The 19,700-nt window shown below is 68.5% G+C and carries 20 protein-coding genes and 2 pseudogenes; 15 read left to right on the top strand and 7 right to left on the bottom strand.

The features are described from left to right. From BME24068_RS33160 to sctU, 7 genes and pseudogenes are all read right to left on the bottom strand, one after another. A pseudogene (locus tag BME24068_RS33160) lies at positions 1-253 on the bottom strand (hypothetical protein); the annotation flags it as partial. A 12-nt stretch (positions 254-265) separates the two neighbouring features. Beyond that, positions 266-529 (bottom strand): type III secretion system export apparatus subunit SctS, encoded by a 264-nt coding sequence (gene sctS, locus BME24068_RS33155; protein WP_096498608.1) that lies wholly within the window; start codon positions 527-529, stop codon positions 266-268. A 19-nt stretch (positions 530-548) separates the two neighbouring features. Next, entirely contained in the window at positions 549-1,199 is a 651-nt protein-coding gene (sctR, locus tag BME24068_RS33150; protein WP_096498606.1) for a type III secretion system export apparatus subunit SctR, read from the bottom strand. After that, positions 1,183-2,364, bottom strand: a complete 1,182-nt coding sequence (gene sctQ, locus BME24068_RS33145) for a type III secretion system cytoplasmic ring protein SctQ (RefSeq protein WP_162826182.1) — start codon at positions 2,362-2,364, stop codon at positions 1,183-1,185. The genes sctR and sctQ overlap by 17 nt, the downstream gene beginning before the upstream one ends. 70 nt (positions 2,365-2,434) lie before the next feature. After that, on the bottom strand, positions 2,435-3,085 hold the full coding sequence (sctP, locus tag BME24068_RS33140; protein ID WP_174928610.1) for a type III secretion system protein SctP: 651 nt from the start codon (positions 3,083-3,085) through the stop codon (positions 2,435-2,437). Positions 3,086-3,094: 9 nt separating this feature from the next. Continuing rightward, positions 3,095-5,188: a type III secretion system export apparatus subunit SctV gene (gene sctV, locus BME24068_RS33135; RefSeq protein ID WP_174928609.1), complete on the bottom strand. Its 2,094-nt coding sequence runs from the start codon at positions 5,186-5,188 to the stop codon at positions 3,095-3,097. Between the two features lie 8 nt (positions 5,189-5,196). Further along, a complete protein-coding gene (gene sctU, locus BME24068_RS33130) occupies positions 5,197-6,276 on the bottom strand; it encodes a type III secretion system export apparatus subunit SctU (protein WP_174928608.1) in 1,080 nt (359 codons plus the stop codon). A 320-nt stretch (positions 6,277-6,596) separates the two neighbouring features. Here sctU and BME24068_RS33125 point away from each other — a divergent pair, with 320 nt between their 5' ends. From BME24068_RS33125 to BME24068_RS33055, 15 genes and pseudogenes are all read left to right on the top strand, one after another. Beyond that, on the top strand, positions 6,597-7,172 hold the full coding sequence (locus BME24068_RS33125; protein ID WP_174928607.1) for an HrpB1 family type III secretion system apparatus protein: 576 nt from the start codon (positions 6,597-6,599) through the stop codon (positions 7,170-7,172). 16 nt (positions 7,173-7,188) lie between these two features. Further along, positions 7,189-7,578: a type III secretion protein HrpB2 gene (locus BME24068_RS33120; protein ID WP_096498594.1), complete on the top strand. Its 390-nt coding sequence runs from the start codon at positions 7,189-7,191 to the stop codon at positions 7,576-7,578. A gap of 70 nt (positions 7,579-7,648) precedes the next feature. Then, a complete protein-coding gene (sctJ, locus tag BME24068_RS33115; protein WP_096498592.1) occupies positions 7,649-8,431 on the top strand; it encodes a type III secretion system inner membrane ring lipoprotein SctJ in 783 nt (260 codons plus the stop codon). Positions 8,432-8,434: 3 nt separating this feature from the next. Beyond that, positions 8,435-9,205 (top strand): type III secretion protein HrpB4, encoded by a 771-nt coding sequence (locus tag BME24068_RS33110; protein WP_174928606.1) that lies wholly within the window; start codon positions 8,435-8,437, stop codon positions 9,203-9,205. Then, entirely contained in the window at positions 9,190-10,038 is an 849-nt protein-coding gene (gene sctL, locus BME24068_RS33105; RefSeq protein ID WP_174928605.1) for a type III secretion system stator protein SctL, read from the top strand. Before BME24068_RS33110 ends, sctL begins: the two co-directional genes overlap by 16 nt. Continuing rightward, positions 10,035-11,381, top strand: coding sequence for a type III secretion system ATPase SctN (sctN, locus tag BME24068_RS33100; protein ID WP_174928604.1), 1,347 nt, complete (start codon positions 10,035-10,037; stop codon positions 11,379-11,381). The genes sctL and sctN overlap by 4 nt, the downstream gene beginning before the upstream one ends. Next, positions 11,381-11,896 carry a hypothetical protein gene (locus BME24068_RS33095; protein ID WP_174928603.1) on the top strand — a complete coding sequence of 172 codons (516 nt, stop codon included), beginning with the start codon at positions 11,381-11,383 and terminating at the stop codon, positions 11,894-11,896. The genes sctN and BME24068_RS33095 overlap by 1 nt, the downstream gene beginning before the upstream one ends. Before the next feature lie 6 nt (positions 11,897-11,902). Then, positions 11,903-12,724: a type III secretion system export apparatus subunit SctT gene (gene sctT, locus BME24068_RS33090; protein ID WP_096498582.1), complete on the top strand. Its 822-nt coding sequence runs from the start codon at positions 11,903-11,905 to the stop codon at positions 12,722-12,724. 141 nt (positions 12,725-12,865) lie between these two features. Beyond that, entirely contained in the window at positions 12,866-14,329 is a 1,464-nt protein-coding gene (locus BME24068_RS33085) for a helix-turn-helix transcriptional regulator (RefSeq protein WP_096498580.1), read from the top strand. 40 nt (positions 14,330-14,369) lie between these two features. After that, a complete protein-coding gene (gene sctC, locus BME24068_RS33080) occupies positions 14,370-16,160 on the top strand; it encodes a type III secretion system outer membrane ring subunit SctC (RefSeq protein ID WP_174928602.1) in 1,791 nt (596 codons plus the stop codon). Between the two features lie 299 nt (positions 16,161-16,459). Continuing rightward, a complete protein-coding gene (locus BME24068_RS33075; protein WP_174928601.1) occupies positions 16,460-17,308 on the top strand; it encodes a phage tail tip lysozyme in 849 nt (282 codons plus the stop codon). A gap of 257 nt (positions 17,309-17,565) precedes the next feature. Then, the gene (locus tag BME24068_RS33070) at positions 17,566-18,186 is read left to right on the top strand and encodes a TetR/AcrR family transcriptional regulator (protein ID WP_096498576.1); all 621 of its coding nucleotides are present in this window, start codon (positions 17,566-17,568) and stop codon (positions 18,184-18,186) included. A 289-nt stretch (positions 18,187-18,475) separates the two neighbouring features. Continuing rightward, positions 18,476-18,655 (top strand): annotated as a pseudogene (locus BME24068_RS33065) (NADP-dependent oxidoreductase); the annotation flags it as partial. 101 nt (positions 18,656-18,756) lie between these two features. Then, complete coding sequence (locus BME24068_RS33060) at positions 18,757-19,056, top strand: putative quinol monooxygenase (RefSeq protein WP_174928600.1); 300 nt, start codon at positions 18,757-18,759, stop codon at positions 19,054-19,056. Positions 19,057-19,187: 131 nt separating this feature from the next. Next, a complete protein-coding gene (locus BME24068_RS33055) occupies positions 19,188-19,643 on the top strand; it encodes a (2Fe-2S)-binding protein (protein ID WP_096498572.1) in 456 nt (151 codons plus the stop codon). Positions 19,644-19,700 lie beyond the last annotated feature (57 nt).

The raw sequence follows: 19,700 nt of genomic DNA, 5'->3' as shown, positions 1-19,700 counted from the left end.
CGGAGCCCACGGCGCCGCGCTTGCCGCGGGCCGGGCGGCGCCGGCGCGCGAGCCGCGCGGCCATCTTCCTGGTGCGCTGCGCTTGCGCGGCGCTCTGCTGGCCCGGCGGGCCGCCGTGCGCGAAACGCGTGCCGCGATACAGCGTCGCGAATTGCCCGGCGGGCTTCGAACGCCGCGGTTTCGCCGATTTCTTGTGCGCGGCGACAGCCGCTTGCCGGGCGATCTCCGCGGCGTGCTGGGTAATCCGGGTCATGGCGGCCTCGCGTCAGGACGGAAATGCCGTGCGCATCATCTCGTTCGCGAAATGCAGGATCGCCGCGCACGACAGCGGCGCGGCGATCACCAGCACGATCGTCACGGCGATCAGCTTGATCGCGAACGGCAGCGCCTGATCCTGCAGCGACGTGATGGCCTGCACGAACGACACGGCGAGCCCGACCGCAGCGGCCGCGATCACGAACGGCAGCGACACGGTCAGGCACAGCAGCATGCCCTGGGTGGCGGCGTGAACCAGCGAATCGACGTCCATGATGGCGGCTCCGGTCCGGTTACTTGTAGGTCAGCACGAGCCCGTGGACCAGCGCCGACCATCCATCCATCACGACGAACAGCAGCAGCTTGAACGGGATCGCGACGTTGGTCGGCGATACCTGGTTCAGCCCCATCGACAGCAGCACGTTGGCGATGATCAGGTCGATCACGATGAAGGTCACGTACAGCAGGAAGCCGATCTTGAACGCATCGGTGAGCTCGGTCAGCGTGAACGCCGGCGCGAGCACGATCAGGTCGGTTTCCTTCAGCGCCTGCGCTTCCTCCTTCGGCCACACGATCGACGCCGAGCGCATGAAGAAGCGCTTTTCGCGTTCCTGCGTGTGCTTGATGAGGAACTGGCGGAACGGCTCGCGCGCCGCGTCGGCCGCCTGGATCACGGCTTGCGACGATTGCGGCGAGATCGTCTGGCCGTTCAGCGTCTTCGCGGCCATCATGCCGATGGGCGCCATCACGTAGACCGATACCAGGATCGCGATGCCGTTCAGCACCATGTTGGGCGGCACCTGCTGCACGCCGAGCGCATTGCGCAGCAGGCCGAGCACGACGACCACCTTCGCATACGACGTCACGACCATCGCGACGAACGGCAACAGGCCGATCGCGACGACGATCAGCAGCAGGCCGGACAGGTCACTGTACTGAACCATGCTCGTGCGCCATGCGAAGAATGCGGATGCCCACGTGTTCGCCGATCCCGACCAGCTCGCCGTAGCCGATCACCTGGCCGTGCGCGACCAGCTTGAGCGTCAGGTCGGCGATCGCGGTCGGCAGCTCGATCACGTAGCCGGGCGCGAGCGACGACACCTCGTCGATCGTCAGCGCCACGGTATCGGCGACGAACTGCACGGGCAGCTCGAGTTCGCCCACTTCGACGGCACGTTCGGCTTCCGGCGCGTCCAGCCCGGCTTCCGCGGTGCCCAGGACGGTGCTTTCGGTCATCACGGGTTCCTTCAACAAAGTGATCGTTCGGGGTTGCAGCGCCACGGCGGCCTGGCAGTGCGCGAGGCCCGCGCTGCCCCAGGTCGCGAGCGCGACGGCTCGGGCAACGGCCGGCGAACCGTCGTCCGGCGCCGCGCTTGCGGCGTGCAGCCACGCGGCATCGAGCGACGGGGCGAGCGCGCGCATCAGGATGTCGCCGCCGCGCAGGCTCTGCAGCGTGTCGACCGACAGCGGCTTCGTACCGAGCACGAGGCTGCCGGGCACGCGCAGCGACGCGTCGAACCGCGCGAGCCTGGCCGTGCTGGCCAGGCAGCCGTCCAGCCACTCGATGCAGCGCCCGGGCAAGCGCACCCGCGCGTCGTGCCGCCGGTCGCGCAGCGTGAGCGACAGGGCGACGGTCACGCTGTCCGGACGCGGTGCGGGCCACGCGCCGCGCCTGACCGCGACGATCTGCACGTCTTTCAGGCCGAGCGTGTCGAGGCAGCGCAGCAGCGGCGTGCACAGCACGTTCGCCACGGCATTGCGCAGCGTGAGCTCCGGGCTCGTGCGGCGATCGGCGGCCTGCGCCTCGGACCACGCGCAGACCGCCAGCGCGGGGTAGCGTTCGAGATCGAGCAGCAGATGCGCGCTCACCGGGCCGGCCGGCGTGTCGACCCGCAATTCCGCGAACGCCGGATCGGCATAGTCCGGGGCGTGGGCCGCGAAGCCGCGGCGAAAATCGCGCACGCCGAGCGTGTCGCGCAGGAACACCGGCAAGCGTGCGTCGAACAGCCGGCGCGACGCGTGCGCGCTCGCCGCATCGAGCGGGGGCAGCGCGAACGGCGCGGCGACGGCGTCGCCGTCAGGCGTAATCGAATGACGAATCAGTTTCAACCCTTGCCAAGAAATGCCGCCGTTGGCCCGCGCAAGCGGCCCCTGCGCCGAGGCGATTCATGCGGAGCGCTCACCACACCGTGAGACGAACGGTTCGCGGCTGCCCCCATGCACGCAGCATCGCGTCGAGCTCGTGCTCGAGCGCGATGCTGTGGGCCAAGAGTAACTGCCGGGCTTCGCGATCCTGCGTATCGAACCGAAGCAGCAGGTCGAAATGCGAAAGCGACACCTGCAGTTCGGTGGCCGGCAGAATCCGGTCGTTCAGCACGACCTGCGCTTCCCACTGCCCGGCGGCCGCGACGGCGGGATCGCCGCAGAACGCCGCGACCTCGCGCGACAGCACGCCGAGCAGGCCGAGGTGATCGCGCCGCTCCTGCAGCGTGACCGATGCGATCGGCGTGGCGGCGCTCGCGATGCGCGCGGCGATCGCCTCGCATTCGGCGCGTTCGGCGGGGGTCGGCCACGTGTCCGGCGCGGGCGCGTCGCGCTCGTTCGAGATCAGCGGCACGTGCTCGTGCGGCGCGGGCGACGGATCGGGTTCGGCGCCGGCGTCGTCCGGCTCCCGCGACGCGGGCGGCGCATCGGATACCGGGCGCGCCACCGTGCGGCGCGCGGCCAGCAGCGCCGCGTAGTCGAAGCGGCGCGTGCCGCGCGCGGGCGCGGGCCCCGCGTCGTCCCGAGTCGGCAGCGGGGGCGCGTCTCGGCTGTCGATGCGGGTCACGGTGCGGCGTCAGATGGTGATGCGGCCGATCGGGCGCAGGTCGACGTGCTCGCCCAGCTCCTGGTACGAATACACGGCGAGCCAGCCGAGCTTCGCCTCGATCATCCGGCGCACGTAGCGGCGGATGTCCATCGACGTGACGAGCGCGACGCCGTCGGCCGGCTGCGGGCCGACGACGGCCTGGATCTTGTCGATCAGCAGGCCGATCTCGTCCGGCGCGAGCGCCAGGAAATTGCCGGTCGGGGTCTGCTTGATCGCCTGCCGGATGTGCTGCTCGATCGGCAGGTCGAGCAGCACGGCGGGCAGCGTGCGCTGGCCGCGCGTCGCGCGATGCGCGAGGAAGCGCGACAGGTCGCCCCGCACGTATTCCGTCAGCATCAGCATGTCCTTTTCCTTCGGCCCCCATGCGATGAGGCTTTCCATGATGGTCCGCACGTTGCGGATCGAGATCTGTTCCTCGAGCAGGCGCCGCAGCACGTCGGCGATCCGTTGCGGCGGCAGCACCTTCTGGACTTCCGCGACGAGCCCCGGGTGATCCTCGCCGAGCTGCTCCAGGATCCACTGCACCTCCTGGATGCCGAGGAACTGGGTTGCGTGGTGGCGCATCAGCGCGACCGACGCGTGCGCGATCACCTGCTCGGGGCCCCACGCCGGAATGCGCGGCGGCAGCTCGCGCGCATCGGCCCAGTGGGTCGGCCGGCCGCCGGGATCGATCGGCGGGCGCGGCTCGCTCTTCGCGATCAGCGCGTCGCGCTGCCGCGCGTCGTCGTCCGACAGCGGCGTGCCCGGCGCGACGCGTTCCGGTTCCGGCAGCATGACCCGGCCCGCCGGCAGCTCCATCAGCAGATACGGCACGTCGTGAATCAGGATCTCCGCGTGCATTGCCGGCAGCGCCGCATGGGTCCACATCGTGATGCCGGGGAACGGCAGCCCCAGCTCCTCCTGCAGCCGCGCGCGCTCCGCGCCGAACGCATTGTCGAGGGTCGGCAAGGCCAGCCGCTGCATCAGGTCGGGCGCGACGCGCACGCCGATCGGGCACGCGAACTGCGGCGCGCGCGTCATGATCGCCGGCGTGTCGGCCTTCGCGCCGGAGCGCTGCATCGCCTGCAGCCCGTCTTGCGCGGGCCCCTGCTGCGGCTGCTTGCGATTCAGCTTGTACGCGATGAACGCGAGAAGCGCGGACAGCAGCAGGAAGAGCGCGACCGGGAAGCCCGGCACCAGCGCGAAGCCGAGCAGCAGCAGCGCGGCGAAATACAGCGCGCGCGAACTCGAGCCGAGCTGGCGGCCGATTTCCTCGCCGAGCGAGCGGGGCTTGTGGTGCCGTTCGTCCGCCACCCGCGTGATCATCACGCCGGCCGCGACCGACAGCAGCAGCGACGGGATCTGCGACACCATCGCATCGCCGACCGACAGCACCGAGAAGCGGTTCGCCGCCTCGCCGGCGGTCATCCCGTGATACGCGACGCCCACCGCGATGCCCGCGACGATGTTGATGGTCGTGATCAGCAGGCCGGCGATCGCGTCGCCTTTCACGAACTTCATCGCGCCGTCCATCCCGCCGTGCAGCTGGCTCTCGATCGCCAGCGTCGCGCGCCGGTGGCGGGCTTCCTCGGGGCTCAGCAGGTTCGCGCGCAGATCGGCGTCGATGCTCATCTGCTTGCCCGGCATCGCGTCGAGCGTGAAGCGCGCGCCGACCTCGGCCACCCGCTCCGAGCCTTTCGCGATCACGATGAACTGCACGGTCGTGATGATGATGAACACCACCAGCCCGACGACCAGGTTGCCGCCGACCACCAGTTTGCCGAAGCTGTCGATGATGTTGCCGGCCTCGGCGTGCAGCAGGATCGACTTGGTCGACGCGATGTTCAGCGACAGCCGGTAGAGCGTGGTGAACAGCAGCAGCGACGGGAACGCGGACAGCGACACGATGTCCGGCACGTACATCGTCACCATCAGCAGCGTGACGCTGATCGTGATGTTGATCGCGAGCAGGATGTCGATCAGCTCGGGCGGCAGCGGCAGGATCATCAGCGAGATGATCGCGGTGACCAGCAGCGCGATGCCGATTTCGCCGCCGGCCGGGATCTTGAGGGCCTTGAACATCGGAACGCTCAGTGATGGGGTGACGGGGAGGGCGACTCGGGCGGGCGGCTCGCGCCGATCGCGTCGACCCAGCGCAGGATCGCGGCGACCGTCTCGAACAGCGCTTCCGGCACCGGCTGGTCGAGCGTGACCTTGTACAGCGCCCGCGCGACGGGCGGGTTGCCGATGATCGGCACGCCGGCCTCGCGCGCGGCGCGGCGCAGCAACGCGGCGTCCGCGTCCATGCCCTTCGCGATCACGACGGGCAGCGGATGCTCGTCGGGCGCGTAGCGCACCGCGACCGCGAAGTGGGTCGGGTTGACCACCAGCACGTTGGCGAGGCCGATGCGCGGCTTCGGCGGCGTGGTCGCCAGCTCGCGCGCGAGGCGGCGGCGCTCGCCCTTGAGTTCGGGGCTGCCTTCCTGCTCCTTGTGCTCGCGCTTCACCTCGTCCTTGCTCATCTTCATCTTCTTGATGAACAGGAAGCCCTGCAGCCTGATGTCGATCGCGCCGACCAGCACGAAGATGCCCACCGAGATCGCGCCGAGCTTCGCCAGCATGTCCCAGAACATCAGCGACAGCCCGGCGAGCGGCTGGTAGATCGAACCGACCACCAGCGGGAACAGCCACTTGATCGACTGCCACATCACCCAGGCGAGGATGATCGCCTTGATCACCATCTTCGCGCAGTCGATCAGGCTTTTCGCGGAAAAGATCCGCTTGATGCCGCTCGCCGGGTTGACCGTCTGCATGTTGGGCGTGACCGGCTTGGTGGCGATCCGGAAGCCCACTTGCGCGATCGAGCCGGCCGTGGACGCCAGCGCGGCCGCGAGCACGCACGGCACGACGAGCTTCAGCGCGGTGGCGCCGATCCTGAACAGGTCGGCGTGGAGGTGCTCCAGCGAATGATCCTGGCCGACGAACGACAGCGGGATCGACACGATCTCGTGCAGCCCGTCGCGAAACATCGGCACCGTCGCGACCAGCGCGATCAGCGCGCCGGCCATCGACAGCGCGTCGGAGAAGTCGCTGCTGCGCGCGGCCTCGCCGTCCTTGCGCGCGTCCTCGAGTTTCTTGTCGGTTGGCTGTTCGGTCTTTTCGTCGCTCATGGAAGGGCCCGCGGCGCAGTCTCGGCCGGATCGAATGGAAACTGGAAACGCACGCGCAGTCGCGCCGTTGCGACGACCTTAGCGCCCGCCGCACGCGGCCGGCGCGGGCGATGCGAAGTGGCGCCGCGCGGGCCGAAGCAAGCGGCCGGCGGCGGTGCCGGGCGGGGCGCGCTTCGCCTCGTGCGCGCTGGCTTCGCATGGGCGGCAGGCGGGCGGGACGGAATTGCTATGGTCGAAGGCGTCGGGATGCATCCGGCAGCGCCGCCGTTCGCGGCGCGACCGGCCGGCCTGTTTCCACCCCATCGCAGGAGCGCGTTGCCATGACCGTAGACACGCCGGAGTACCTGAACTGCAGCCCGGAATTCATTGGCGGGCTCATCGAGACCGTCTCCGTGGCGCTGCTGGACAATTTCCCGAACACGCCCGTCGACCTGTTCGACATCGAACAGGCGATCGACGCGCTGCGGCTGCTGCGCCCGCGCGTGGTCGAGATCGACGCGCTGGACGGCCTGCTGCGCATGGCGAAGGGGCAGTGGCAGGAAGCGAACCAGATCCTGCTGCGGGTGATCGAGATGCGGCCGCAGTTCGGTTATGCGAAGGCGCTGCTCGCGTTCTCGCTGTCGTCGATGGGCGATCCGTCATGGCGGCAGATCGCGACCGAGGCGCTCGCGGACGATCCGGACAACAAGGACACGCGCGCGCTGGTGCGGGCGCTCGAAGTGAAGGACGAGGTGGATCGCGCGATCCGCGAGCATCGTCCGGGCCAGCCGTTCGTTTCGCCCGCGTCGCTGGAAGAGGCCGGTGCGAGCGCCGACGAGCCGGCGAGCACCGTGCAGCACGACCCCGCGCAGGCGGCCGAGATATTCCAGGGCGGCGGCGCATTCCTGCGCGCGTAATTCAGGAGGAACCGACATGTCCATCGATCCCGTCAGCCAACTGGCGCCCGCAGCACTCGACGCCACGGCGGCGCCGGCCGCCGCGTCCGCCGATCACGCTCAGTTGGGCGACAAGTTCAAGGCCCTGATGGCGCGCGCGCCGATGGCGCCGCCCGAGCATGCGAACAGCCATCTGTCGTCCACGGTGTCGAAGGCCGTCGAGGCGCAGGACGCGCAGTTCCAGCGGACGATCGCCGATATCGGCAAGCTGTCCGACGACATCCCGGGGCTGTCGACGACGGAGATGACCAACCGCACCATCCACATGATGTTCGAGATGACCAGCATGCAGATGAACATGCAGGTCAAGATGAGTCTCGCGGAATCGTCGAAGTCGTCGGTCCAGACCCTGATGAAGAACCAATGAGCCCCGCGCTCCGCCGGCCGGCGGGGCGGGCGTCGCAAACGGCAGTGCTTGAAGGGCGGATGGCAACTCAATGAAGTCGAATCGTCGCTGGGCGCGCGTGGCGGTCGTCGCGCTTTGCATCGCCTTGCTCGGCGGATGCAAGAAGGAACTTTACGGCAGCCTCACCGAGCAGGATGCGAACGAGATGCTGGTCGCGCTGCTCGAACAGGGCGTGACCGCCAGCAAGGACAGCCCGGACGGCGGCAAGAACTGGACGCTCGACGTCGACGACGCACAGCTGGTGCGCGCGATGGAAGTGCTGCGCGCGCGCGGGCTGCCGCACAGCAAGTTCAACGATCTCGGCGAACTGTTCAAGAAGGACGGCCTCGTGTCGACCCCGACCGAGGAGCGCGTGCGGTTCGTCTACGGCATCTCGCAGGAGCTGTCGTCCACCCTGTCGAAGATCGACGGCGTGCTGGTCGCGCGCGTGCAGATCGTGCTGCCGAACAACGATCCGCTCGCGCAGGACGTCAAGCCGTCGTCCGCCGCCGTGTTCATCAAGTACCGCCCCGACGCGGACATCAACACGCTGATCCCGCAGATCAAGACCCTCGTGATGCACAGCGTCGAAGGGCTGACCTACGACCACGTGAGCGTGACGACCGTCGCGGCCGATCCCGTCGAATTGTCGAAGCTCGCGCCGCCCGCGTCGAACCCGTGGTGGATGCTGGCGCTGGGCGTCGGCATCGTCGCCGTGCTGGCGGCCGCCGGCTTCGCCGCGTACCGGTTCGGCGCGAAGCGCGGCACGCCGGCGCTGCAGGGCTGGCTCGATGCGTTCGCCGGCCGGTTCCGGCCGGCCCGCAAGGAATCCTGAGCGATGACGGGGTTCGCCGCGCCTGCCGGGCTCGACGCCGGTGTGCCGGCCGTGCGTGTCGCCAGGGCGCTCGACTGTTACCGGAACAACGTGGATCGCGTCGCCGACTGGGTGCATCCGTCGTGGATCGCCGCGTCGCTCGGCGTGCCCGAGGCGCGGTTGAGCAACTGGCGCGCGCTGCTGGCGAACGTGCCGCCCGGCGTCGCCGCGCGCTGTTCGTGGGCGCTGGTGCGCACGCTCGGCGTGACGCCGCCGGGTTTCGCGGCATTGTCGCCGGGCGGTTTCACGCCGGTCGGCGCGATCGTCGCGTCGCAGCCGAACGCGTGCCTGCTCGACGTCGTGCCCGCCCCGCTGACGATGCGGATCTGGCGCATGCGCGCGCTGCTGCTGCGGCGCGGCGAGGTGCGGCGGTTGATCGATCGCCATGCGCAGAAGCGGCTCGCCGACTGGACCGGGCTCGACGTGGACGTGCTGATGAGCGGCCCCGGCACGGACAGCGCGAACGACGCGGCGCGGCTCGCCGCCGTCGCGATGCCGCCGCTCGCGTCGCTGGACGCGGACGCGCTCGCGATCGAAGGCATGCTGCTGGTGCTGCGCGACCTGAAAAGCGCGGACGGCCTGCCGTTTCCGTTGTCGCGGCTCGCGCTGCCCCGTTACGTCGAGGTGCCGGCATGGCTCAGCGCATTGCCGACGCAGCATGACGAGGCGGGCACCGCCCGGCTGTTTCGTCGTCTGCCGGAATTGCTTCGGGAGTGGGCATGGTTATTTGGTTGAACAGCCGCCGGCTGAGCGCCGACGCGGGCGCTCGGGACGACCCCGACGGCCCGGCAGTGCGGTTCGGCGTGCACGGCGACGTGGTCCGGCGCGAGACGTTCGGCGATCTGCTGTCGATCGCGCACGCGTACGCGCAACTCGAAGCCGATCGGGCGCTCGTGCTGGCGCAGGCGCAGGACGAGGCCGCGGCGATCGTCGCGGCGGGCGAGGAGCAGGCCGAGCTGCTGCTGGACGCCGCGAGCGAAACCTACGAGACGGCCGCGAAGCGCGGCTACCGCGAAGGCGCGAACCGCGCGCTGACGGAATGGATGGAGCGGCTCGCCGATGCGACCGACGCGCAGAACCGCCTGCAGGTCCGCATGCGCGAGCGGCTGGCCGACATCATCGCGTCGGCGGTCGAGAGCATCGTGCACAGCATGGATCGCGAAGCGCTGTTCGCCCGCGCGCTGTCGACCGTCGACCGCATCATCGACAACTCCACCTACCTGCGCGTCGCGGTGAATCCGCAGGACTATGACGCGGCGCGCGCGGCGTTCGATCAGCTCGCGGCGAAATGGCGCGACCTCGGCCGGCCGATTCCGGTGTCGATCGTCGCCGACAAGCAGCTCGAGCCGGGCGCGTGTGTCTGCGAAACGGATTTCGGCTCGGTCGACGCGAGCCTGAAGACGCAGTTGCGCGCGATGCGCAGCGCCGTCGCGCGGGCGCTCAAGCGCTCGATATACCAGGATCAGGCCGATGCCGATGCCGACGCCGACGCGGCAATCGCGCCGGACGACGCGGACGACGACGCGGCTGAAAGCGGCGACGCCGCCGCAGCCGAGGCATCGCGATGAAGGACGGCTGGTTCGACCGGACGCTCGGCTTCGAGCGCCTGACCGACGAGATCGAGCGCGAGATTCTCGCGCGGCCGGGCGTGCTGCGCACCGGCAAGGTGATCGAGGTGATCGGCACGCTCGTCAAGGTGGGCGGGCTCGACGTGTCGCTGGGCGAGCTGTGCGAGCTGCGCACGCCGGCCGGCGCGCTGCTGCAGCACGCGGAAGTGATCGGCTTCACGCGCGACTGCGCGCTGCTGTCGCCGTTCTCGCGGCTGACGGACATCTCGCGCTCGACCCAGGTGGTCGGGCTCGGCCGCTCGCTCGCCGTGAAGGTCGGCGACATGCTGCTCGGGCGCGTGATCGACAGCCTCGGCAATCCCGTCGACGGCGGCCCCGAGATCGAATCCGACACGCTGCAGCCGGTTTTCGCGTCGCCGCCGGAACCGATGAGCCGCCGCATGATCGACACGCCGATGGCAACCGGCGTGCGCGCGGTGGACGGCATGATGACGCTCGCGGAAGGGCAGCGGATGGGCATCTTCGCGCCGGCGGGCGTCGGCAAGAGCACACTGCTCGGCATGTTCGCGCGCGGCACCGATTGCGACGTCAACGTGATCGCGCTGATCGGCGAGCGCGGCCGCGAAGTGCGCGAGTTCGTCGAGCTGATTCTCGGGCCGGCCGGCATGGCGCGCTCGGTCGTCGTGTGCGCGACCTCCGACCGTTCGTCGATGGAGCGCGCGAAGGCCGCCTACGTGGCGACGGCGATCGCCGAGTATTTCCGCGATCGCGGCCTGCGCGTGCTGCTGATGATGGATTCGCTCACGCGCTTCGCGCGCGCCGGCCGGGAAATCGGCCTGGCCGCCGGCGAGCCGCCTGCGCGGCGCGGCTTCCCGCCGTCGATCTTCGCGGAGCTGCCGCGCCTGCTGGAGCGCGCGGGCATGGGCGCCACCGGCTCGATCACCGCGCTCTACACGGTGCTCGCCGAGGACGAGAGCGGCAGCGACCCGATCGCGGAGGAAGTGCGCGGGATTCTCGACGGGCACATGATCCTGTCGCGCGAGATCGCCGCGCGCAACCAGTATCCGGCCATCGACGTGCTGGGCAGCCTGTCGCGCGTGATGTCGCAGGTGATGCCCGCGCGGTACGTCGACGCGGCCGCCCGCGTGCGGGCCTTGATGGCGAAGTACCGCGAGATCGAGATGCTGCTGCAGATCGGCGAATACAAGCCGGGGGCGAACGCGCTCGCCGACGAGGCGATCGCGCGGCACGACGCGATCAAGGCGTTCCTGTCGCAGCCCACCGACGAGATCGTCGCGCTGGCCGACACCGAGGCCGGGCTCCATGCGCTGACCGCAGGCTGATGGCGGACGCGAACCGCCAGCGGATCGCCGCGCTCGGGCATGCCAACGCGCGCCGCAATCGCGCGATCGACGCGCTGCGCGTCGAGCTGGCCGCGCGGCACGACGAACGCGTCGGGCTGCTCGCGCGCCGCGCGGCGAAGGTCGAGCAGATCGACGGCGAGACCCGGGTGATCGAAGGTTACCAGGCGCGCGTGTCGCGCATGACGGGCGGCAGCGACGGCTTCTCGATCGATGCGCTCAACCAGTGCGTGCGCTACATCGGCGTCGTGACCGACCGCAAGCGCGGGATGGTCGCGGAGCTGGCGCAGCTCGACGGCGAGATCGGCGGCGTCGAGCGCGAGATCGCGCGGCTCCAGCGCGAGATCGCCATCAACACGCAGCGCATCGACCAGTGCAGCGAACGGATCGCGGCGATCCGGCGGACGATCGAACTCGCCCGCGAGGACGCGCAGGACGAGGAAAACGAGGAAATCGCCACGTCCCGGTTCATCCGGGCGCGCGCGTTCCAGGGGTGATACCGGATGATCCAGACGCTTGAACCGATTGTCGATCTGCACGGCCTTTTCATCGGCTACCTGACGGTCACCTCCGTGTGCGCGCTGCGGCTGTTCGTGCTGATGTTCGTGTTTCCGCCGACCGCCGACGGCGTGATCCAGGGCACGGTGCGCAACGCGATCGCGATCGTATTCAGCGCATACGTCGCCGTAGGCCAGCCGATCTCGTTCATCGAATCGCTGCACGGGCTGTTTCTCGCCGAAGTGGCGCTGCGCGAAGCCGCGATCGGGCTGGTGCTCGGCTACGCGGCGTCGACGGTGTTCTGGGTCGCGGAGAGCGTGGGCGTGTACATCGACGATCTGACCGGGCACAACAACATCCAGATCACCAACCCGGCCAGCCAGGAGCAGAGCACGCCGGTCGGCACGCTGCTGCAGCAGGTCGCGATCATGGCGTTCTGGGCGCTCGGCGGGATGACGTTCCTGCTCGGCACGCTGTACGAATCGTATAACTGGTGGCCGATCGCGAAAGGCGCGCCGATCGCCGGCGATATCGTGGAATCTTTCGTGCTCCAGCAGACGGACACGCTGATGCAATCGATCGCGAAGCTCGCGGCGCCGCTGTTGTTCATTCTGGTGCTGGTCGACGTCGCGTTCGGCTTCATCTCGAAATCGGCGTCGAAGCTGGACATCTCCAGCCTGAGCCAGCCGGTGAAGGCGGCGGTCGCGATCGCGATGCTGGCGATCTTCATCGGGCTGTTCGTCGACCAGGTGCACGGGCAGCTGGCACTGCATTCGCTCGAATCGCAATGGAATGGAATTTTCTCAAAGCACGGGAAAGCAAATTAATCCCCGGCTTACTAATTCATTTCAAACTCAAACTTTCTCAAAGATCCGGTAAAAATTAGATTAATTGAATTTCTGAATATTTCATTCCATTACCCTGTTCTCCAATGCGGCCCGACAAGCCCGTTCGCACTGGAGTCAGTCATGTTCTCGACACTGTATTTCCCGCTTGCCGCGTATTTGGGCACACCGGATTTCGCCTCGGGGCGGGAACGTTTTGGCGCAGTCCTTTTCAATGGCGACATCGGTGTCGCCCGACAGCTCGCCAGCCGCTGGGCCGACGAGGCCGATGCGCCGCGCAATACGCCGCACGCGCTGCAACTGCACGCCGACATGCAATTGCTGACCGGCGGCGACGTGGAAGCGGAGGAGGCCTATCGCGCCGCCCAGCGCCAGAGCAACGCGTCGCGCCAGGCGATGCGCGCGGAGTCCTGCCGCAACACCGCGTGGCAGGCGTTTTTCCGCTATCGCCTGAACACCGCGCTCGCCTGCTTCGGCCGTGCGGCGGACGAGGACGACATTCCGCTCGACCGCGTGATCGAGGTGCGGGTCGGCATCGTGTGCGTGCTCTACGAACTGGGGCGCGTAGCGGAGGCGATCGGCGAGCTGGACGAACTGCGCGCGCTGGCGCGCGACGCGTCGGCGCAGACGATGCCGGCCTGGCACGCGCTGCTCGCGGCGCTGAAGCTCGACATCGCGATGCAATGCGCGCTGCGCTCGTCCGCGCCGCTGCAGGATCACGTCTACTGGCAGTCGGGCTCGATGCATGGCCGCTCCACGCGGGCGTCGCTGCACGCGTATCTGGACAGCGAAGAGAGCCGCGTCGACATCGCCTGCGTGCACATTCCGGTGCTGCGCGCCCGCATCGATTACCTGTGCCAGTTGCGCGAAGCAACCGGCGCCGACCGCAACGCGGTGGACGGGCTGCTGAAGCACGTGAACTGGGCGCGCGACCAGAACCTGCACGACTACCAGCGCACGCTGCGGCTCGAAATCGCGCTCGCGATGCTCGCGTGCGACGCCGCGCAGGCCGCGGACATGATCCTCGAGCCGCTGTACGGCGCCGCGCAGGCCGGCGTGGCCGGCCACCGGCAAATCGAATACCTGTATTGCGTGGCGAAAACCCGCCAGGCACAGGGGCGGCTGCAGGACGCGCAGCAGTTCTACAGCCGTTATGCGCTGACCTCGATGGAATGCCTGCGCGAAGCGCTGTCGGCGCGCGTGCCGTTTCTCGAACGCAAGATCCGCGAGACGTCGCAGCTCGACGACATCGGCGCGCGGCTGCCGGCCCGCTACCGGCGCGCGTACAGCTTCCTGCTCGAGAATCTCGAGCACGCCGACCTGTCGGTGCGCGACATCGCCGCGGAAGTCGGCGTGACCGAGCGGGCGCTGCAGAGCGCGTTCAAGAAATTCCTGAACATGTCCCCGACCGAGCTGATCCGCCGCCAGCGCATGGAGCGCATCCGCTCCGAGCTGGTGGACGGCTCGGCGTCCGACGGCGGGGTGCTCGCCACCGCGAGCCGCTGGGGCGTGCAAAACCGCTCGACGTTGATCAACGGCTATCGCAAGCAGTTCGACGAAGCGCCGTCGCACACGCTCGAACGATAACGAACCGATTTTTTTCTTCCGTGACGGGTGTGCGACAGCGATGAAATCGAAGGCGATATTTTGCACGGCGTGGGTGGCATGGGCGATCGGGATGAGCGCCGCGGGCGCCGCGCATGCGGACGTGGTGCGCTGGCGCAGCAGCGTCGCGCACGTGACGGCCGAAGGCAAGGACCTGAAGGACGTGCTGCGCGACCTGCTCGCGAGCCAGGGCGTGACCGCGTCGATTGCCGACAACGTCCAGGGCACCGTGACCGGTCGCTTCGACATGCCGCCGCAACGAATCCTGGACACGCTCGCCGCCACCTTCGGCTTCGTGTGGTTCTACGACGGCAGCGTGATGTCGATCAGCAATGCGAACGACGTCACGCGACAGATCGTCCGGCTCGACAACGCGTCGATCGGCGACCTCAACACGACGCTGCACGGCATGCGGCTCGACGACAAGCGCTATCCGCTCACCTACGACAGCAGTGCGCGCACGGTGATCATCAGCGGGCCGCCGCAGTACGTGCAGATGGTGGCCGGCGTGGCGAAGCATCTCGACGAGAACATGCAGCGCTCGAACGGCACGGTGGTGCGGGCGTTCAAGCTGAGCAGCGCATGGGCGGCCGACCACAAGGTCCAGCTCGACGGCAAGAACGTCGTCGTGCCGGGCGTGGCGACCGTCGTGTCGAATCTCTATCATCCGCAACAGGCTGGCGGGACGGGCGGCGGCGGCCCGACGCAGCCGGTCGGCGGCCTGCAGCGGCTGTCGCCGATGACCGATGCGAGCGGCGGCACCACGGGCGGCTCGCCGATCCCGCCGCTGCCGCCGGGCATGGCGGGCGGCGACGGCTCGACGCGTGGCCTGGTGAACAGCCTGCTCGGCGGCGGCCAGTCGGGCGGCGGCAAGAACGGCGCCCTGATGGATGCGACGCAGGGCGGCCCGGGCGGCGGCACGGCGGACCCGGGGGCGGGCGACCAGAGCCTGCCGGTCGTGGAAGCCGATCCGACGACCAACTCGGTGCTGATCCGCGACACGCCGCAGCGCATCGGGCTCTATGCGCCGCTGATCGAGAAGCTCGACGCGCGGCCCAACCTGATCGAGATCGAAGCGCACATCATCGAGATCGACGACGACCTGCTGCGGCAGATCGGCGTGGACTGGCGCGCGCACAACAGCCACGTCGACCTGCAGACCGGGGCCGGCACGCAACAGCAGAATGGCTACAACGGCAACATCAATCCGAACTTCGGCGTGACCACGCTGTCCGACGGCACCACGTCGGTCGCGGCCACGCCGGTCGGCGGGGCGATCACCGCGGTGCTCGGCAACGCGGGGCGCTATCTGCTCGCACGGATCACCGCGATGGAATCGACATCGGAAGCGAAGATCGACTCCAGCCCGAAGGTGGCGACGCTCGACAACGTCGAGGCTGTGATGGACAACCGCACGCGCTTTTTCGTGCGCGTGCAGGGCTACACGTCGGGCGATCTCTATTCGGTGTCGACCGGCGTGTCGATGCGGGTGCTGCCGATGGTCGTGCAGGACACCAACGGCACGACCCGGATCAAGCTCGACGTGCACATCGAGGACGGCCAGCTGACCGGCGACCTGGTCGATACGCTGCCGGTGATCACGAGCAGCGAGATCAACACGCAGGCGTTCGTCGGGGAAGGGGAGAGCCTGCTGATCGCCGGCTACAGCACCGACAACGATTCGAACGGCGTCGCGCGCGTGCCGTGGGTGTCGAAGATCCCGGTGATCGGCGCACTGTTCAGGAATACCAACCGCTCGCACAAGCGCATGGAGCGCGTGTTCCTGCTGACGCCGCGCATCATTCATTTCTGACCGGCGCGCGGCGGCTCGACGCGCTGGCCGACGCGCGGCTCGGCGGCGAACCATCGGCGCTTGCTTCGAGGGCGACGCGCCTATGAATCCGTATGCGAGCGAACGGCGGGCGGCGCCGTTCGCTCGCCGTCTTGCCGCGGCGCTTCGCGTCGCGTGCCGGCATTTCGTGTCGCGCGCCCCGTGCGCGGCGTCGCGGCATACAGTCGAAACGTGCCGGGGCCGGCCAGGTTCGGTCGGCGCACACGACGGCGACACGCGACGCGTCCGACCGCGTCGACTACCTGCGGACCACGGCAATCATGATCACCATCACGATTCAGGGCAGCGCTCCGACGACCCGGAGTGATCCGACCAGCGACGCGTCGTCGCCGGACAACTTGGGAACGCAACAGATCGCACAGATCATCCAGGCGCTGATGGCGGAGCTCAAGAACCTGCTGTCCGGGCAGGGCAACGACGATTCGTCGTCATCGCCGGTGGGCGGCGCCGGCAGTTCGCCTTCGCCGCTGGCCAACGACAACGCGCTGCCGCAGAACGATCCGTCGCAGTCGACCGGCCAGAACAACGGGCCTGCGCTGAACCTGCGTAGCGCGTCGCCGGCGAGCACCGGCAGCGGCGACCCGGGCAATCAGGTCAACCAGAACAACGGCCCGCAGTCGACCGGCCAAAGCACGTCGACGCTGCCCGCGAACACCGGCGGCAGCGCCGCGAACGCGATCGCGGACGATTTGCGCAGCCGCTACGGCCTGAACGACACGCAAATCGCGGGTGCGCTCGGCAACCTGAAACAGGAAAGCAATCTGGAGCCGGACGTCAACCAGGGCGGTGTCGAAGGCGGGCCGTCCGGCAATTTCGCGGACGACAACGCGAACGGCTGGGGGCTCGCGCAATGGGGCGGCTCACGCAAGCAGGGCGAGATCGCGTATGCGAACCAGCACCATCTCGACCCCGGCAGCCTCGACGCGAACATCGGCTTCATGAACCAGGAACTCGACGGCCCGTACAGCCAGACGATTTCGGACCTGAAGAACTCGACGAGCGTCGAACAGGCCACCCAGGTCTGGGACACCGATTACGAGCAGGCGACCGATCCGCAGATGGGCAACCGGCTCCAGTACGCGCGGAACTTCGAAGACGAAGGGCTGTAAGGCCGCCAGCCGTGCGGCCGGCGCGCCGGCCGCCGGTATCGTGCGCCTCTCTCCCCGCCATTCCAGGCGGAATCTCCCGACACGATCGATGCAGCGCCGCCAGCGCCGCCGGGTCGCGGCGCGCGAGGCCGTGCGCGCGACCACACGGGCCGATGCCGGACCATTGGGCGCGCGCCGGGGATCGGGTAAAGTGCCGCTCAATCCACCGGCTCGACGTTACTAGACGACCGGTCTAATCGTTGCTAAGATACGCCATCATGAATGCATCTTCAGGCGCGGAAGTTCGCCAGCACATCCTGAATATCGCGAAGCCGATCATGCTCCACAAGGGGTTTTCGGCCGTCGGTCTGAACGAGATTCTCGCTGCGGCGGGCATCCCGAAGGGGTCGTTCTACCATTACTTCGGCTCGAAAGAGGCGTTCGGCGAAGCGCTGCTCGAATCGTATTTCGAAGGCTATCTCGAGCATCTCGACAACCTGCTCCGGCATCAGGCCGGCACGGGCGCGCAGCGCCTGATGACGTACTGGGGCAACTGGCTGCACACGCAGTGCGCGGACGACCCGGAAGGCAAGTGCCTCGCGGTGAAGCTCGGCGCGGAGGTGTCGGATCTGTCGGAAGCGATGCGCGCGGTCCTGCGGCGCGGCACCGGCCAGATCATCGAGCGGCTCGCGGGCGGGATCGAGGCCGGGCTGGCCGACGGTTCGCTGAGCGGCGTCGACGATCCGGCGCACACGGCCGCGATTCTTTACGAGCTGTGGCTCGGCGCAACGCTGCTGGAGAAGATTCACCGCAACCGCAAACCGCTCGAACGCGCGATGCGCGAAACGCGGCGGATGCTGAATCTGCCGCCGGTCGCGGATGACGAAGCACGGTCGTAACCCGGGCGCGCATTGCGCGCGTTGTTTTTGCCCGAAATCTAGACGACTGGTCTACTCAAATCGGGGTTTGACTGCTTTACCCGCGTGCCTGCGGCGGCGTCGGCGCGATTCACCGGCACTCCCGCAGGCATTTGCATCACGGTTGTCCAACGTTGATCCGATCGTGCACGTTGCACGTCCATTTCTTGACGAAGGTTCCCATGCCGCAAAGCAAGGCAGCAAACCGCAGAATCATCCTGAACGCGCGCCCGGTCGGTGCGCTCGCCACGAACGATTTCCATACTGAAATGCGACCGGCTATGCGCCGTTCCTGAAAGCGAGGCGCGAGTGGGGCGCGCAGGGCAACGTGAAGGCGCTCGAGCACGTGATCCCCGATCTGGCCGATGCACCGAATGCGCTGATCGGCTTGCTCGCCGGCAAGAATTTCGGCAAGGTCGTCGTGCGTGTGGGCCCGGACGAACTCGCCTGACACACACACCCGGCCGGCCATCGGCCCGCGTCACGTGGCGCGGGCCGATGGCGGCATTTCTGTATTTCCGCAGCATTTCCGTTTCGAAAAGGAGTGTAAACATGGCGCTTTACGTGATGGCCTCGATCTTCCCGAAACCCGAACATGCACCGGCCGTCGAGGCCGAATTGCGCAGCATGGTCCCGTCGTCCCGCGCCGAACCCGGCAACCGCCGCTACGACCTGTTCCGCGAACAGGACGGCTCGGCGGCGCTGCATCTGTTCGAGATCTACGACGACCAGGCGGCCTTCGACGCCCACCTCGCCAGCCCGTACTTCACCGCGTTTCGCATCAAGTCGGCCGACTGGTTCGCGGCGCCGCCCGTCATCAAGGTGCTGTCGGGCATCGACGCGGTCGAATGACCGACGCTGAACCATCGCCGCGGCTCGCTCCCACCCGGGCCGCGCGACAGTCGCCGCGCCATGCGCGGCGGCGATGAACCCACGGCGCGCCGGCCGCGCCGCTTCCCCAATACACCGGCCCCGGAGGCTGAATGGTCACCCTCAACATCAACGGCGAAAACCGCACGGTCGACGCCCCCGACGACATGCCCCTGCTGTGGGTCCTGCGCGACGTCGTCGGCCTGACCGGCACGAAATTCGGCTGCGGGATTGCGCAATGCGGCGCGTGCACCGTGCATCTCGACGGCGTCGCCGCGCGCGCGTGCGTGCTGCCGGTCGCGGCCGTCGCGGGCCGCAGGATCACGACGATCGAGGCCGTCGGCGCGACGCCGGCCGGCCAGAAGGTGCAGGAGGCCTGGCGCGAGCTCGACGTCGTCCAGTGCGGCTACTGTCAGTCGGGGCAGGTGATGGCGGCCGCCGCGCTGATCGCATCGAACCCGAGCCCGAGCGACGCCGACATCGATGCGGCGATGGCCGGCAACATCTGCCGCTGCGGCACGTACAACCGGATTCGCGCGGCGGTCAAGCATGCCGCGAAGGGGGCGTGAGATGAAACAACCCTCACGTTCACTTTGTTCGCGCCGCCCCGAAGGGCCGGTCGGCGT

This window comes from Burkholderia anthina, from assembly GCF_902498995.1.
Lineage (GTDB): Bacteria > Pseudomonadota > Gammaproteobacteria > Burkholderiales > Burkholderiaceae > Burkholderia > Burkholderia anthina.
The sequence above is the reverse complement of the archived record's forward strand: the minus strand, read 5'-3'. Positions and strand labels throughout refer to the sequence as shown.

Bases quoted from the DNA above. Each gene is read 5' to 3' on its own strand.
- BME24068_RS33095 (WP_174928603.1), top strand. From the start codon at position 11,381: ATGGCGGACGCGAACCGCCAGCGGATCGCCGCGCTCGGGCATGCCAAC.
- BME24068_RS33120 (WP_096498594.1), top strand. From the start codon at position 7,189: ATGTCCATCGATCCCGTCAGCCAACTGGCGCCCGCAGCACTCGACGCC.
- BME24068_RS33085 (WP_096498580.1), top strand. From the start codon at position 12,866: ATGTTCTCGACACTGTATTTCCCGCTTGCCGCGTATTTGGGCACACCG.
- sctN (WP_174928604.1), top strand. From the start codon at position 10,035: ATGAAGGACGGCTGGTTCGACCGGACGCTCGGCTTCGAGCGCCTGACC.
- BME24068_RS33075 (WP_174928601.1), top strand. From the start codon at position 16,460: ATGATCACCATCACGATTCAGGGCAGCGCTCCGACGACCCGGAGTGAT.
- sctC (WP_174928602.1), top strand. From the start codon at position 14,370: ATGAAATCGAAGGCGATATTTTGCACGGCGTGGGTGGCATGGGCGATC.
- BME24068_RS33070 (WP_096498576.1), top strand. From the start codon at position 17,566: ATGAATGCATCTTCAGGCGCGGAAGTTCGCCAGCACATCCTGAATATC.
- sctS (WP_096498608.1), bottom strand. From the start codon at position 529: ATGGACGTCGATTCGCTGGTTCACGCCGCCACCCAGGGCATGCTGCTG.
- sctJ (WP_096498592.1), top strand. From the start codon at position 7,649: ATGAAGTCGAATCGTCGCTGGGCGCGCGTGGCGGTCGTCGCGCTTTGC.
- sctU (WP_174928608.1), bottom strand. From the start codon at position 6,276: ATGAGCGACGAAAAGACCGAACAGCCAACCGACAAGAAACTCGAGGAC.
- BME24068_RS33055 (WP_096498572.1), top strand. From the start codon at position 19,188: ATGGTCACCCTCAACATCAACGGCGAAAACCGCACGGTCGACGCCCCC.
- sctT (WP_096498582.1), top strand. From the start codon at position 11,903: ATGATCCAGACGCTTGAACCGATTGTCGATCTGCACGGCCTTTTCATC.
- sctR (WP_096498606.1), bottom strand. From the start codon at position 1,199: ATGGTTCAGTACAGTGACCTGTCCGGCCTGCTGCTGATCGTCGTCGCG.
- BME24068_RS33125 (WP_174928607.1), top strand. From the start codon at position 6,597: ATGACCGTAGACACGCCGGAGTACCTGAACTGCAGCCCGGAATTCATT.
- sctL (WP_174928605.1), top strand. From the start codon at position 9,190: ATGGTTATTTGGTTGAACAGCCGCCGGCTGAGCGCCGACGCGGGCGCT.
- sctV (WP_174928609.1), bottom strand. From the start codon at position 5,188: ATGTTCAAGGCCCTCAAGATCCCGGCCGGCGGCGAAATCGGCATCGCG.
- BME24068_RS33110 (WP_174928606.1), top strand. From the start codon at position 8,435: ATGACGGGGTTCGCCGCGCCTGCCGGGCTCGACGCCGGTGTGCCGGCC.
- BME24068_RS33060 (WP_174928600.1), top strand. From the start codon at position 18,757: ATGGCGCTTTACGTGATGGCCTCGATCTTCCCGAAACCCGAACATGCA.